The organism is Novosphingobium sediminis (genome assembly GCF_007991615.1).
Lineage (GTDB): Bacteria > Pseudomonadota > Alphaproteobacteria > Sphingomonadales > Sphingomonadaceae > Novosphingobium > Novosphingobium sediminis.
On sequence record NZ_BJYR01000025.1, the window covers coordinates 54,248 to 69,116 of the forward strand.

Annotated in this window: 15 protein-coding genes; 10 read left to right on the forward strand and 5 right to left on the reverse strand. The window is 61.4% G+C overall.

Annotated features, from left to right (window positions below; translation table 11 throughout):
• The first annotated feature begins 4 nt into the window (after positions 1-4).
• From NSE01_RS17845 to NSE01_RS17855, 3 genes are read left to right on the forward strand one after another with little or no spacing between them, the layout of a single operon-like run.
• On the forward strand, positions 5-967 hold the full coding sequence (locus NSE01_RS17845; RefSeq protein WP_147161005.1) for a glycosyltransferase family 2 protein: 963 nt from the start codon (positions 5-7) through the stop codon (positions 965-967).
• Positions 967-1,401 (forward strand): GtrA family protein, encoded by a 435-nt coding sequence (locus NSE01_RS17850; RefSeq protein WP_147161007.1) that lies wholly within the window; start codon positions 967-969, stop codon positions 1,399-1,401. Before NSE01_RS17845 ends, NSE01_RS17850 begins: the two co-directional genes overlap by 1 nt.
• Complete coding sequence (locus tag NSE01_RS17855; RefSeq protein ID WP_147161008.1) at positions 1,398-2,762, forward strand: glycosyltransferase 87 family protein; 1,365 nt, start codon at positions 1,398-1,400, stop codon at positions 2,760-2,762. The genes NSE01_RS17850 and NSE01_RS17855 overlap by 4 nt, the downstream gene beginning before the upstream one ends.
• A 12-nt stretch (positions 2,763-2,774) precedes the next feature.
• On the opposite strand, the gene NSE01_RS17860 is transcribed toward NSE01_RS17855, so the two are convergent.
• The 4 genes from NSE01_RS17860 to NSE01_RS17875 form a co-directional block, all read right to left on the reverse strand.
• Positions 2,775-3,899, reverse strand: a complete 1,125-nt coding sequence (locus NSE01_RS17860; protein WP_170233899.1) for an FkbM family methyltransferase — start codon at positions 3,897-3,899, stop codon at positions 2,775-2,777.
• 175 nt (positions 3,900-4,074) lie between these two features.
• Positions 4,075-5,172 (reverse strand): alkene reductase, encoded by a 1,098-nt coding sequence (locus tag NSE01_RS17865; RefSeq protein ID WP_147161011.1) that lies wholly within the window; start codon positions 5,170-5,172, stop codon positions 4,075-4,077.
• Between the two features lie 53 nt (positions 5,173-5,225).
• On the reverse strand, positions 5,226-5,777 hold the full coding sequence (locus NSE01_RS17870; RefSeq protein ID WP_147161012.1) for a carboxymuconolactone decarboxylase family protein: 552 nt from the start codon (positions 5,775-5,777) through the stop codon (positions 5,226-5,228).
• Positions 5,778-5,948: 171 nt separating this feature from the next.
• Complete coding sequence (locus NSE01_RS17875; protein WP_147161014.1) at positions 5,949-6,710, reverse strand: haloacid dehalogenase type II; 762 nt, start codon at positions 6,708-6,710, stop codon at positions 5,949-5,951.
• A 373-nt stretch (positions 6,711-7,083) separates the two neighbouring features.
• Between NSE01_RS17875 and NSE01_RS17880 the strand changes: the two genes are divergently transcribed.
• From NSE01_RS17880 to NSE01_RS17910, 7 genes are all read left to right on the forward strand, one after another.
• The gene (locus tag NSE01_RS17880; RefSeq protein ID WP_147161015.1) at positions 7,084-8,319 is read left to right on the forward strand and encodes a tyrosine-type recombinase/integrase; all 1,236 of its coding nucleotides are present in this window, start codon (positions 7,084-7,086) and stop codon (positions 8,317-8,319) included.
• Positions 8,320-8,718: 399 nt separating this feature from the next.
• Positions 8,719-9,357 carry a hypothetical protein gene (locus NSE01_RS17885; protein ID WP_147161017.1) on the forward strand — a complete coding sequence of 213 codons (639 nt, stop codon included), beginning with the start codon at positions 8,719-8,721 and terminating at the stop codon, positions 9,355-9,357.
• A gap of 141 nt (positions 9,358-9,498) precedes the next feature.
• Entirely contained in the window at positions 9,499-9,849 is a 351-nt protein-coding gene (locus NSE01_RS17890) for a DUF3768 domain-containing protein (RefSeq protein ID WP_170233900.1), read from the forward strand.
• A 337-nt stretch (positions 9,850-10,186) separates the two neighbouring features.
• Entirely contained in the window at positions 10,187-11,266 is a 1,080-nt protein-coding gene (locus tag NSE01_RS17895; RefSeq protein ID WP_147161020.1) for a hypothetical protein, read from the forward strand.
• 38 nt (positions 11,267-11,304) lie between these two features.
• Positions 11,305-12,021, forward strand: coding sequence for a hypothetical protein (locus NSE01_RS17900; RefSeq protein WP_147161021.1), 717 nt, complete (start codon positions 11,305-11,307; stop codon positions 12,019-12,021).
• Positions 12,022-12,098: 77 nt separating this feature from the next.
• Positions 12,099-12,452, forward strand: coding sequence for a hypothetical protein (locus tag NSE01_RS17905; protein ID WP_147161023.1), 354 nt, complete (start codon positions 12,099-12,101; stop codon positions 12,450-12,452).
• Between the two features lie 19 nt (positions 12,453-12,471).
• On the forward strand, positions 12,472-13,371 hold the full coding sequence (locus tag NSE01_RS17910; RefSeq protein WP_147161025.1) for a hypothetical protein: 900 nt from the start codon (positions 12,472-12,474) through the stop codon (positions 13,369-13,371).
• Positions 13,372-13,571: 200 nt separating this feature from the next.
• On the opposite strand, the gene NSE01_RS17915 is transcribed toward NSE01_RS17910, so the two are convergent.
• Entirely contained in the window at positions 13,572-14,666 is a 1,095-nt protein-coding gene (locus tag NSE01_RS17915) for a YcjF family protein (RefSeq protein ID WP_170233901.1), read from the reverse strand.
• Between the last annotated feature and the right edge of the window lie 203 nt (positions 14,667-14,869).

Consider the following 14,869-nt stretch of genomic DNA (forward strand, 5'->3'; position numbering starts at 1 on the left):
CCCGATGTCTCCTGCCGTGAGGCCCGACATTTCGGTCATCATCCCGTGCTACAACGAGGAAGAGAACGCCGAGGCGATCTGCCGGGCCGCCACGCGCGAACTCGAGGCGGTGGGCGTCAGCTTCGAGATCATATTCATCGACAATGATTCCGCCGATGCGACGGTGGCGATCATCAAGCGGCTCTGCGCGGCGGACCCGCGCGTCAAGCTGATCGTCAACAGTCGCAATTTCGGCCAGATGCGATCGCCGACCCACGCGATCTATCAGGCCACCGGGCGCGCGGTGATCGGCCTTTGCGCCGATTTCCAGGACCCGCCGCAGATGATCCCGCAGTTCATCGAACGCTGGCGGGCCGGAACCGACATCGTCCTCGGCGTGCGCGAGGTGGAGAAAGTCGGCGCCATCCACGGCGCGCTGCGCAAGATGTCGTACGCGCTGGCCAAGAATTTCGGCGACTATCCGATCGTTCCGCAGGCGACCGGGTTCGGGCTTTATGACATGCGCGTGGTGGACGCGACGCGCACCCTTGCCGAGCCCGAGCCATTCTTTCGCGGCATGCTGGTCGAGACCGGCTTCAAGCTGGAGACGATCCCCTATGCCCGCCCACCCCGTGCGGCGGGGGCATCGAAGAACAATTTCTTCGCCCTGTTCGATTTTGCCATGTCGGCGCTGGCGGGTTCATCGAAGAAACTGCTGCGCGTGCCGATGTACATCGGCGCTTTCGGCATCGTGATGACCTTCCTGATGCTGCTGGGCGGGCTGATTGCCTTCTTTGGCGGGCGCCCGATCGCCGGGTGGCTGATCGCGTCGGTGGTCCAGTTCCAGTTTGCGCTGCTGTTCGGCTTCCTCGGCCTGCTGGGCGACAATGTCCGCATCGTTTCGGAACGCACCCGGCGCACGCCACTGGTGATCGAACGCGAGCGGATCAACTTCGCCGATGCCTACGTCGACGCCGGCCGCCCCTGATGGCGGGCGGCAGCGGCTTTCTGGCGCGAACGCTCGATAGCCTCGCCGCGCGGGTGCCCGGCTGGGAGCATCTGCGGCAGATCGTGCGCTTCTATCAGGCCGCGATCATCAACACCGCGTTCGGCATCTCGCTCTATTCGCTGCTCGTCTGGCTGGGGATGAACCTCTTCGCGGCGCAAGCGGTGGCCCACGTGCTTGGCAGCACATTCAACTACATGACCTATTCGCGCCATGTCTTCGCCGGGGCCAAGCCCGCCAAGCTGCGCTTCGCCATGTCCTACGTCGGCGCCTATCTGCTCAACCTCGTCGTGCTCTACGGCCTCTCGCGCTTCATCGCATCGCCCTACATTGCCGGGATCGGCACCGCGCTGCTCGTATCGACGATCAATTTCGTGGTGCTGAAGCGGTTGGTCTTCAGGACGCGCGCGGCATGAGCACCCGCCCGGCTGCGGCTTGGGGCAAACGGGTGGAGATCGCCTTCGCGCTGGCGGTCGTGGCGCTGATCGCGCGGGCGGCGTGGAATTTCCACCAGTACGGCTACCTGCCGCAACCGTTCTTCTACGAACCATCCGACACCTGGATGGACTGGTTCAACACGGCCTACTGGGCCCGGGATCCGGGCACATATGACGTGTGGGGCACGATCTACCCGCCGCTGTCGTTTGTCGTCATCCGGCTGCTGGGCATCGATTCGTGCTACGGGCGCAGCGCAGTGACCAGCGACATGCTGACGATCCGCGATTGCGATTGGCTTGGCATCGTGGCGATCCATGTGATTTTCGCGATCAACATCGTGCTGATCGCGCGCACCTTCCGCAAGATCGACCGCAAGACAGCGCTGCCCCGCACGGTGGCCCTTGCGCTGGGCATGCCGATGCTGTTCGCGCTGGAGCGGGGAAACATCCTGCTGCTGACGTTCACCTGCTTTCTGCTTGCCTTCGGCCCCTTGCTGCATTCGGCACGGCTGCGCTGGGTGGCTGCCGGGCTTGCCATCAACTTCAAGGTCTACCTGCTCGGAGCGGTGTTCGCCCTGCTGCTCAAACGCCGCTGGCGCTGGGTGGAAGGCGCCCTCATAGCGACCGTGCTGGTCTACACCGCCTCTTATTTCCTGCTCGGCACAGGCACGCCGGTGCAGGTGATCCAGAACATCACGCGCTATTCGTCCGGCTTCGAGGCGGGTCAGGTGCTCGATATCTGGTACTCGATCACTTATGCGCCGCTGGTCTCGCTGCTCAAGGGCAGCGTCTTTCCGGTGACGACCATCGTCGGCAGCGAAACGGCCGAGATCGGGCTGAGGCTCATCAGCGTGCTGGTGCCGGCTGGCCAGATCTCGATCCTGCTGGCCGCGATCGCCGTATGGCTGCGCCCAGAAGCCGTCTCATCCAGCCGCGCGGTGTTCCTCGGCACGGCCATGGCGCTGATCAGTTCAGAAGCGGGCGGCTATACCCAGATCCTGGTGATCCTGCTGGTGTTCATGGAGCCGTGGCGTGGGGTTGCCCGGCCGATCGCGATTGTCCTGTGCTACGTCCTGTGCCTGCCGGGAGACATCATCATCGGCTCCGTGCCTCCATTCGTGCGCGACAGTTACCTCGCCGGGCGCGCGGTGGAGATCAATATGGGCGTGGGCCTCGGCATGTTCCTGCGGCCGGGCATCCTCATCGGCATCGCCATCGCGATGTCGTGCTGCACCATCAGCGAAGTCTGGCGAGACATGCGGCAGGACGGCCTTGGCGAGCGGCGGCGTTTCCGGCGCGATGCGCGGCTGCTGCCAGCCTCATTCTACAAGCGCGGCTGAAGCGGCCTCGCTTCAGTTCCAATCGACGTAGAGCACCGTGTCATAGCCATTGTAGCCGTGCTGGCGCAGGGCATAACGGCCACCGGGGATCATGCCGTCGATCTTGAGCGGCAGTTCCCACAGGTCGCTAGGCTTGTGATAGACCGCGATGGCGATGCGCGGACGATGCTGGCAGAGCAGACCCGCCATGCCATCGAGCGCACCAGCCTCGAAGCCTTCGATATCGAGCTTGACCATGTCCAGCCGTTCGAGCGTCAGCACATCGTCCACACGCACTACCGGCACGATCTCGACATCGGTGTGCGCCGCAGGATCCACCGCGCGCGAGGCATCGGCATTGCCGGCCGCGAAGGTAATCACGCCGGTTTCCGCGCCGACACCGCAAGGAAACAGCACCGCCTCCCCCAGATCGCCGGCGCGTGATTTCACGAAGGCGCCGAGGTGGCGGAAATTCGCGCGGTCAGGCTCGAACGCGTACCACTTTTCGAGGCGCACGGCGGCCTTGGTGGCGGTTTCCAGCAGATCGCCGGGGAAGGCACCGCCATCGATGACGGCAATCGCATCCTTGCCGATGGGCAGGTCTGCGGGGAAATACTGCCGATCGCGATCGACCACCGGGTGATCTTCCGGCTGCCCGCTGATGCGATAGGCCACCAGCCCATCCAGCACCGCGCGCGAGGCATCATCGACAAGCAGGGCGCGGACCCGCGCTATCGCTTCGGCCTGATCGACCGGCAAGGTCCGGCTCGCCTGCCAGTAGTTGCCGAGCGCGGGATCAACGACATCGGGCAGTTCGGGCACGAACACCGTTTCGGCAAAGCCGCTGCTGCGCGCCCAAGCGGCGACTTCATCGATCGGGGTGCGGAAATTGTTGATCGCCATGACGAGCACGGCATCACCGGCCCGCTGCGGATCGACCGCCGCGCGTTCGAACACGGGCAGGCCATCGATTTCCTGCCCCGGGCGCGCCGCGCCATCGATGAAGCCCTGCACCGGGTAACCCTGCGCGGCAAGGCTGGCGGCGACCTGCCTGCCATAGCCGCCCGCGCCATAGACCAGCGCACCCTTATCGCGCAGCACGGCCTGCAAACGCTCTGCCGACCGGTGCTCCATCGCCCAATCAAACCGGGTCTTCATCAATGCATCGCTTGCCATGCGTGTGTGGTTCTCAACCTCTGCCGGGCCGCAAAAGTGCGGCTCTGGCATGTCCGCCACAGCGGTATTGGCAGGCGCCAGCCTTGTCCAGAACGGATGGGGCTGAAACGGATATGCCGGTGCAACCCCCGCCAGGCAGGCAGGGGTTGCGCCCGGTTCAGGCTGCGCGTGCGGTGGCGGCAAACGGGTAATCGGTGTAGCCATCGGCCCCGCCGCCATAGATGCGCGCGGCGTTGAGCGGGTTCATCGGCAGGCCTTCCGCCAAGCGGCGCGGCAAATCGGGATTGGCGATGAACAGGCGCCCGAAGGAAGCGGCATCGATCTCGCCTGCGGTAAGCGCTTCACGGGCACGCTCACCGGTGTAGCTGCCGTTGGCGATGTAGTTGCCGCCGAACGCCTTGCGGACGAGCTGCGGATCGACAATCCGCTGGAAGGGATCGCCGCGCGGATCGCTCGGTTCGACGCAGTGGAGATAGGCAAGGCCGCGCTTGCCGAGTTGCTGCGCCACATAGCCGAAGACGGCGGCGGGATTGCTGTCGCTCATGCCGTTGATGGTGAGCGAGGGCGAGAGGCGAATGCCGACGCGGTCTGCACCCCACACGCCGACGACCGCATCGGTTACCTCGAGCGTCAAGCGGGCGCGGTTTTCGATGCTGCCGCCATAGGCATCGGTGCGGTGATTGGTGCCATCGCGCAGGAACTGGTCGAGCAGGTAGGCGTTGGCGCTGTGGATCTCTACGCCATCGAAACCGGCGGCCTTGGCGTTGATCGCGGCGCGGCGGTAGTCCTCGATGATGCCCGGAATTTCGGCGAGCTCAAGCGCGCGGGGCACCACGAAAGGCTGCGGGCCTTCATAGGTGTGGGCATGGCCCTCAAGGCCGATGGCGCTGGGCGCGACGGGCAGCGCGCCGCCGGGCTGGAGCGAGGGGTGCGACAGCCGGCCGACATGCCAGAGCTGCAGCATCATGCGCCCGCCCGCAGCGTGGACCGCATCCGCCACCTCGCGCCAGCCTTCGACCTGACGCTCGCTGTAGATGCCCGGCGCGTTCGCATAGCCCTTGCCCTGCGGCGAGATATGCGTTGCCTCCGAAACGATCAGCCCGGCGCTGGCACGCTGCGCATAGTAGATCTGCTGAAGTTCGTGCGGGGCTTCATCCGCATTGGCGCGGGTGCGCGTGAGCGGGGCCATCACGATGCGGTTGGCAGCCTCGATCGCGCCATAGCGAATGGGCTGGAACAGGGGATCTTCGGTCATGGACTCATCCTTTTGCGGCTGCGAGCGGGCGAAACCCGTTCAGAAGGCGCGGCTCACGCGGCGAGGTGGGTTTCGAGCGCAGGGGCTGCCGGGAAATCGACGGGGACCTTGGTCACGGCGTGGAGGTAGTTGGTGATCATCTTGTCACCGATGGTGACGATGACATCGACGAGGTTTTCCGCGGTCCATCCGGCGCCGAAGAACGCATCGACGAGGGCTTCATCGGCCTGCCCGCGGTTCACTGCGATCGAGCGGGTCAGCCGGGCCAGCGCATCGAGCTTAACGTCCGCAGCGAGGCTGCCGGCGCGGATTTCGAGGATCTGCGCATCGGAGAAGCCGTTCAGCTTGCCCAGCGCAGTGTGCGCAGCGAGGCAATAGGCGCAGTCGTTGACCTGGCTGACGACGAGGTTGACCACTTCGCGGGCCTTGGCATTGAGCGACGACTTGGCCGACTGCAGCGCAAGATAGGTGCCCAGCGCGTTGTTCGAATGCGCGAGGGTGGCATAGAGATTGGGCACAAAGCCGAGCTGGCCCTTCAGGCCATCGAACAGGCTCTGGTTGCCAGCCGAAACGGTATCGCGGGTGGGGACAGTGAAAGCGGTCATCGTCAGGCTCCTTCAAGAGGGCGGCGTGGTTGCCGTGCCCCCTTGATGGCCCGCGATGCCGCATTCCGGCAGATTTCCCGTCGCGATTTGCCCTATGCCCAAGCGGAATAGATCATCATGATTTGGCGCAGCATATTGGCTTGAGAGGCATGGCCAGCAGACTGCGGCGCGCTAGATGCCTGCCAGCCTGAGCGCGGCGCTGAGATCCGGCGCGGTCAACGCCGGAGCCGGGGGGAGTGGTTCGGCCGGAACACCCAGCCGGTTGATCCATGCGGTACGATAGCCGAACCAGGTAGCCCCGAGCGCATCCCAGCCGCCAAATGCCACGAAGCCGATCGCCTCGCGCGGCAAGCCGAAGGCATCCGGCCCCATTGCATAAGCGCGGGGCGACGGTTTGAATGCGTGCACCCGGTCGGTCGACAGCGGCGGTTCCATCAGATCATCGAGATGGTTCGCCCGCATGGCGGCCTGCAGCATCGGCGCGCTCAGATTCGAGAGGAATGCCAGCCGCAAACCTGCCCGCCGCATCGTCTCAAGCACAGGCCGGGCATCGGGCCAGAGTGGCAGCTGCGCAAACACCGTTACCAGATCGCGTCGCTCCGCTTCGGTCACGCTCAGATGCAAAGACGCCGCACTGAACGCCAGCGCGGCATCGGCAACCGCCTCGAACCCGCTGTAGCGCCCAGCCGAGGTCTCCAGCCACGACAGCGCGAAGAGCTTGTTCATCCACGCGGTTGCCAGCGCGGCACCCTTTTCGGGAAACCGCGAGACCACCGCAGCAGCGACCGCACGCACATCGAAGATGGTAAATCCATCAAAAGCCAGCGCCCGGATAGAACCCGATCCAGCCTCGGCCGGACTGGAAAGGGCAGGCACCAGCGCCGCACTGGCAAGCTGGAGCGCGGATCGGCGCGAAAGGGGGAATTGGGTCATGATGCTCCACAGGATCGAACAAGGTTCAATCCCATTCGCAGGAACATGCCGAATAGTTTCAAGGGTATACGCGAAACCCGCAAGAGCACTTGCCGGCTCTGGTGAAGCGCCGCGGGGCGACCGCCGGCTTGGGCCCCAGGCAATTGCCCTGAGGTTCAAGCATTTGTGTGGTGAGCCCTGCTGGGTTCGAACCAGCGACCTACTGATTAAAAGTCATTTTTGGCAAGTACAGCGGCAATATCCCTGAGTACCTTTCTGTGCTCAAAGTTACTATATTTTCGTGATTTTTTGTCTCAACATCACGTTCGAATTGCCATACAGTGGCACTGCGCGCCCTGCTGCGTGGTTGTTAGGTGGTTGCTGAGATGGTCCGATGGCTAAGCTGACTAAGCGTGAGATTGATGCTCTCACTGCTGTGGGCAACTCTCCCGCTTATCTCTGGGATGACGCAGTACCTGGGTTCGGCATCAAGGCGCTTCCAAGCGGTCCGAAGCGCTTCATTCTGAAGTATCGCGCAGACGGTGGCGGCAGGAGTGCGAGACAACGCTGGCTCACTATCGGCACATACGGACCAATAACTCTCGATCAGGCGCGTGATCTGGCACGACAGGCGCACGCGGAGATAGCCCGCGGCGGAGATCCGCAGGGTAGGAAAAGCAGCTTACGGGCTGCGCCAACTCTGAATGATGCTTGGAATCGTTTCGAAGCGGAGGAGTTGCCCCAGAAAAAGGCGCTTACGCAACGCGACTACCGCGCCATCTGGAATGACATCATCAGCCCAAAGTTTGGAACGTCAAAGGTAGAGACGCTAGCTCGCAGCGACATCGACCGATTCCACAAAACTTACCGCGACACACCGTATCGCGCCAATCGAGCGCTCGCTCTGCTTTCCCGGCTGATGTCCCTTGCAGAAGCTTGGGAATGGCGGACGCAGGGCTCCAACCCCTGCAAATACGTGTCTCGGTTCGAGGAGCGGGCAAGAACAAGGTTCTTGACCAACGCCGAATTGAAGAGGCTCGGCACCGTCCTTCCAAAGCTAGAAGCGGATGGAACCATCACCTCGACGGCACGGAATGCTATTGAGCTACTCCTCCTCACGGGTGCCCGGCTCAACGAAATTCTCACCGCCAAGTGGCAATGGGTCGATTTGAAGAAGGGGGTGTTAAACCTGCCAGACAGCAAGACAGGCGCGAAGCCCGTCTATCTGAGCGAGCAGGCCAAGATAGTGCTCAAACGGCAAAAGGCGTTAGTTGCCAGCAAGCTGTTCATATTCCCTTCGGCATCCAACCCAAAGAAACCCTACATCAATCTGCGAAAACCATGGGAGCGCGTTTGCTTGAGCGCGAAGATCGATGGTGTCCGTCTGCATGATCTACGTCATACGGCTGCCAGCATTGCGGTCGCACAGGGGGCCTCACTTCCGGTCATAGGTCGACTTCTCGGCCATTCGCAGGCTCAGACCACGCAGCGGTATGCGCATGTTGATACCGATCCGGCCTTGAAGGCAGCGAACGAGATCGGCAGTTTCGTGAGCAGCGCATTCGCTCCGGCGAAGCGGCGGGCGAAAACTAAAAGGCAAATAGGCACGCCCAAACTTGCGAAAAAATGAATTCCACGATTGCCGCCACGCAAGAGCTCATCTCGTGACGCGAATCAGACCAAGAACGCCGCCGAGAAAACGTAAACTTTTGAATTAAAATACCTTTTATCCGCCGCTCAGTTTGGCCATTTTTGACATTTTTGGCCGATTCCGCTACAATAAGAGTGCGTCGAACTATGGAATTTCTGGCGGGGCTGATGCCGCTGCCACACGCAATTCCGGAAGCGGCGCAATCCCGAAAATGAGGTTCACGAGTGGGATAGCCGGGTTGTTTCCGGCTGGGTAACTGTATGCGGCGGTGAACCGGGGGAACTTTAGCCCCGTCTCGCTGACATCCACCTGCAATTTCGACGCCGTGTCGGAGGAGGTCCCCCTTGTGGGCTCCACCTCTGCAAAAGGCACTCTGCAATGGATCACGAACAACGCACCAAAATCGCAAATCTGCTCGACCCAGAATGGGCCGCCCGCGTCGTCAGGAACATCGGGCATATCGAAAATGACTTCTACCATGCCGCCAACCACCTCAGCGAGCGGTTGATGACCGAGGGCGCGCTGGCGATCGAGAAGGTCGTGAAAGAACCGTGGCAGGTCGTCGAGAACGAATGGACGCCGCAAGTGGTATGCCCCGAATGGAAAATGGTCAGGGGCGTTGGGACCGGCGATATGTGGCTGGAGGTATCGGAGATCTCCACCGACGAGGAGGAGAACGAGCACACCTGGATTGCCGCCGCGACCAGAGCGGGACCGACCCAGCTTTGCATCGAGCTCAAGTTTCGCCGCGGGTTGCAGGACTATGCCGAGACCGTGGTCGATGATGCCAAAGCCATCGCAACGCTCCTTAAACAGGGGTTCGTTCGTGATGAAGAGAACCTTGTTCTGTATGTGCCCATACACATCCCAGGCGAGCTACTCGCACAGGCCTTCGAGCAGAATGACCTGACGCCGGTGGTCGAGCCGTTCGGCAAAGCAATGGCGCAGGCCATCATTGCCAAGCCAGCGCTCGACAAGCTGCTCGAGCAGGTGCGTAGCGCCGCCAAGCGCAACTAGCACACGACTGCTTCGTGCAGCTGGCCTGCCTTCACAGCTGAAGACGCAGCTGCACGAAGCGCACTTCCAACGAATGCCATGCCGCCAGACCATCGATCGCGGGATCGTGATGGCGGCTACGCAGCATTTTGGACGATCGCTATGCCCAAGACCAACGGCACCACCGTGCCGAGAGCCGAAGCCATTGCCTTGCTCAACGACAAACTCCGCAAGACCGGGAAAGGCGGCAGCGTACTGATCACGACGAACCTGACGCGCATCACCGGTTTCGACGCGACCGTTCTGACCAAAGCCCTTGCCGAGTGCGGCGGCTTCGATGCCAGCAACAATCCCCACGGAGAGCGCGACTTTGGCGACCTGACGTTGTGGGGATACGATCTGATCTGGAAGATCGACTACTACGACACCGAACTTCAGTTCGGTTCAGATGATCCCACAGACCCTGATGTCACGCACCGCGTTCTCACGGTGATGCTGGCATCAGATTGGTGAGGATGGTCATGGTGCACGTCACGCAATCGCAGCAAGGCCTTGATCGGGACGCCCAGTCAACGCATAGCAAGCCTACCAGCGGTCTATCCCGCTGGAGAGGCGTAGGAACCTCTTGTCGCGCGCACCGGTCGAGATTTCTCGGCCGGGTGTCCGTCGCGCATGTCCAAGGCTCGCCCAAAGGCGGCGGCGCCTTGTGCGTGCGCAGGGTTCCTAACACTCGGCTTCGGCGGGTGCCTCCACACTGGATAGGGGCACGAGTGCTGAGACTATTCTCCCGCAGTTCCCGGTCGATTGATCATCGCACCGCAGCAACCACGAAACCTCGGAGGCTGATGCGATGAGCGGTTTTAGTCTCCGCGCCTATGGCGCTGATGCCATTATCGAAGTGTTCGATAACCATCTCGTGATTACGAGGCGCAAGCCGGGCCTGATCTTCGACGGACCGCCTGCTGAGCAGCTCATCCCTCTCTCCAGCATCAAGTCGCTGCAATTCCACCGCCCTGGCTTTGCTAGCCGCGGGCGCCTCGTGCTGGCCGTCGAAGGCGGCGGTTCAGGCCGCAAAGCAGGGAGCCCTTCCGACGAAAACACCCTGTTCTTCAGCAAGCAGCAGCTGGAGCCGTTCGAGCGCGTTGTTGGGGCGATCAAGGCAGCGATTGCCATGCCCTCGCTCGAGCGAATGGCTATGGCAGCGCAGCGCAACTCGCGGATTGGTGGCGCTTCACAGCCTCCGACAGGACAGCAACTGGAGCCGACTTCCACGGAACAGCAATCCCGGTATCGCACGGGTGGAACATACGATGCGCGAGGCGGAGCAAGCTACCCGCAAGTTGATGAGGCGGCAGAACCGCTACGGCCAGGCCTAGGAGGCTGGTGGCAAGACATGCCCCCGATGGGCAAGGTCATCCTCGTCGCTTTTTCGGTCATGTTGACGCTTGGCATGTGCAGTTCGGGCACGTCTTCGCTGGACGGCGCAGAGAGCACGACATCAGCCGAAGACAACTCGGCAGCGGCTGCACCATCTACCCCTGAGCAGATGCTCAGCGACTTGGCGGAGTTTGTGACCGGCAGTCCCCGCACCACGCAACTGGGCCTGACCAACGGATCGGGCATGGTCGGTGAATTCTGTAGCGGGACGGACGGCGCTGTGGTCATGGCCTTCGGGGATCCAAACGCGGCGCAAGGTAACAACCCGCAGTACGACCGGTTCTCCAAGATCGATGCCGACAACGATGTCCAGTTCCACGGCAAGTTCGCGTTCGATCAGCCAAACGGCACTATCACCGTGCGTTCACTCGTCAAAGGCGGCCTCAAAGATGAAGACCTTCAGCCGACACCAGACGTCACCATGCAGGTAGAGCAAGTGTCCCCAGGCGTCGTCAGCATAAGCGGCGTCACGTTTCATCAGTGCATCGTCTGAACCGTGCGATTCGCCAGATTCCTATCCGGAGCTACGTCATGAGATACATCATTGTGACCGGGGCGCTGTCCATGCTGCTCGCCGGCTGCGGGCCGGTCTCCGAGCAGTTTACCGATCAGGCGACCAAAGCTTGCCAGCGAGCCGAAGTTCAGGATGTCGTCGGCAAGGAGGTCCGAAACCAGATGTTATCGCAGGCCGACGGCAACCGCCTGTTCTGGGCGGCGATGGTCGGAATTGATTTCGCTAAGGCCTTCGAGGACGCACGCGTGCGCTTCTCCGACGTGGGCACCTATACCCCAACGGCCTTGATAACGGGGACTCGGCTCCAACAAGTTGTATGCGGGGGAAGCATGCAGATCGACGCAAGCTCGACGCGCTTTGGGCAAGACATCATAACGATGCCGCACCTGCGGTGGTCGATCAACTTCACCGAACCCACCGATGATCCCGAACATGCAAGTTTTACGATCGCCATCGATAAACAGAGCATTGGCAATGGGCTTTTGGTGAACGGAGCGCCACCTCAGAGCCAAAGCCGTGATGATCAGCCCGAAGCGGCGAAGGAAGAGTCTGGCCCACCACCAGACCAAGCACTCGGCGATGCGCAGTCAGCTGAGGAGGCGGCCGCACAAGCCAAAACATCTGCCGACGACGCGGCAAAGGATGCCAGAGAGGCTGCCGCTGCGGCTGTCGAAAAGCCTAGCGCACAAGGCAGCCCAAGCGAAGACGACCTCTATGCACCGCATAACAACTAGTCGGGAAGCGGCGTGACCGTGCGTGCGCGTAAGTGCCACGCCTTCACGCAAACCCTCCCGATTCAGGGGACATGGATATGCCGATCACCATTCTGTCGCTTCTAATTGTCACCCTTGCAGCAGCTGTCATGAACGACACAATCGGTAGGGGCTATGGGATCGCATCATCACTTCTGGCGCTCACACTACTGGCTGTGCGGTTCGGGCGATCGGGCGAGCTGGGTGAGAGGCCTCAGTACTTTGTGCGCGCTACACCGGCGTGGGTCATCCTGGCACTGGGCATTGGCCTGATCGCGCTCGCAACGTGGTTGGATGCTGTCATCACCGATGCGGGGACATCGCTTGTCATGCGGAGAGTCTCAGGCCCGCTTGCATTCGGACTTATGATCGGTGGCACCGAAATAGCGATCCACAACCGCTCGTTGCGATGAGCCAAGAAGGAACCACGCGATGATTGGTTCAACGCTAGTGCTCGCCATGGCAGCAACCGGAATGGGCCCGCCCGAAATCACACCAGCGAATGCCGAAAATCTTTGCCTCGACCAGCGCATTCGTCAGGCGGTCGTGAACGCGATCGGCGAGTGGTCTCAGGGCTACCCGTTCGCCCGGGTGATCATCGGCGAAGATGCGCGTTTCGGCGAAGTGCAATCGCCCTCGGTCGCTATTGCCAACAGGAGCTATTTGATCTGCGCTGCAAGCTTCAGCCTCGTTAAGGTTCGCCAGGGCAAGGCCTACACCGTCCGCATCGAGCGATGCTACTACCGCATTGCCCCGCTGCAAGGGGGCTACAATGTTCGGCTCGAAGACCTGCCTGCCAGACTCGACGGAACCGACATCAGCAGCCGCGAGCTTATAGGCCGCTTCACGATCGATGGGCGGCCATACGCCGACATTCTCGCGGAGAATCAACAACGCCTAGAGCGCCGGTCGGAGCAGCCCGCCAACCAGCCGCTCATTGTCGACGGAAACTGCGGTTCTAGCTCTTGGACCCAGCTGGGTAATGCGAGGCAGGTGCCCCTGCGCTGCGACAGCGCAATGATTGCTCGAACGGAGAACGGACTACTGATAGCGTTTGGAATAAAGCAGACAAATGCTGCGCCCGCCATTAGCTTTGCCGGGCCGCTGGAAGGCGGACAAGCTTTGGCGGCGCATGCCGTACAGATCGCTGATGCAGTGCGGATCTACATTGCTGGATCACCTCATCCGATTCCCGCCAGTAGCGGCAGCTGCACGCTGCACTGGACGGGCGACACAAACAAAAACCGGCGCATCAGTAGGATCGTTTGCGGTGGAGGCGGCGCTAAAAACGGGCAAGCCATCAGGACGATGGTTGAGTTTTCCGCACGCTGATTCCGGGTCGGGGAGGAAACCCGCTGACCGAATCTCAACCGAAGGCCGAAGGTCGTCGCAAAAGGTAGCAAGTACTTGTACGATATCAGCACCGTACACGAGCAAGTCCTAAAGCGAGTTGCCGCCAATCTCGTTTAGCCTATTTCCATTCCATTTCGGGAGAGATGATGACTAAAGGCACTCGTGTCATCATGACCCATTTACGACCGGCTCACAGTCAGCCGATCCTTCAACGCCTGCGCGATCTCATGAGCACTGAGTTCTCGGTCGGGATTTTCAGTTGTTAGCTGTTTCAGAACAGCGATGTACGCCTCGCCGAAGGCTGTGGTCAGCGCACCCGCAACGCTCGCTGAAACAACTCCGCCGACTATCGATCCGGCGCCGGGGATTAGCTTCAAAAGACTGCCCACCAAAGCACGGCCAGCGAGTGTGCCGGTGGTCGAGCCCAATGACGAGGTAACTAACGTCGTCAGAAATCCGGTGGTAACGTTCAGCCCGAAGATGGCGCTTATCGACGCAATCATTCCGACCTGAACCGGGACGATTGCTGCGGCGTCTGAAAACGGTACTGGGACTCCACCCGCGCCCATGGCCAACGCCGCAGCTGTCGCAACTACGGAGTGGCTGCGGGCGACTTTGTGGTCGACTTTAACCCGCTGCGCGGCCGCTAGAGCGCTTTTTTGCCCTTCGGGTACGACTTCCATGGTCACGTCAACGAGGACATCAAGGCCCTTAACCGGGATCACCGCCGCCTCGTCCATGACGTACGGTTCCGAATTTACCCGCACCACGTTACTCGCCGAATGAAACGCCTCGCGCACTTGAGCCTGAAAGCCTTGGTCCGACACTGCAGTGGTGATCGCGACTACGACAGGCACGTCAATGTCCTCGAGCACCTTCATAAGTTCGAGCTCTGCCGCCTCTATCCGCCGAGCGCCTTCAGCGATGCACAGCCACGCGACGTGAATATGCTCCTCCGGACGGTCGGAGCGGTTGATTTCGCGCACCTTCGTCCGCAGGTCGTTCAAAATGCCCTTGTAGTCGGCGACTTCTAATCCCTTGGTGTCATAGATTGATACCGGGCTGCCTTCTTTGGTGTAGCGCTTCATACGCTGGGTAACGGGGCGCCCCTGACCGGTCTCGGCGATCCTCCCGTTAAACACGGCGTTTACCAGCGTGCTCTTGCCCGTACCGGTCTTGCCGATGACGAGCACATTTACAAACCCCCGTTCACTAAAGGCCTTCTCCACCGCCGACTGAACTATATTCGCGATATTTACAGTTTCGATCGGCACGACAATCGCTCCCCTTAAACAAACTGCACCTGCATTCCGACACGTCATATCGACCGTCAACGCCTTTGTTGCGGCAGCATGCTGGATAAGGCGAATAAGAAAGGTGCCTCGGTCGATCTGCACCGTCTAGGCTGACGAATGTCGCAGACCGCGCCCGCCATCTGGACAGAAAAGCCTCTTCCCCGTTGCGGCCTTGGCATTGT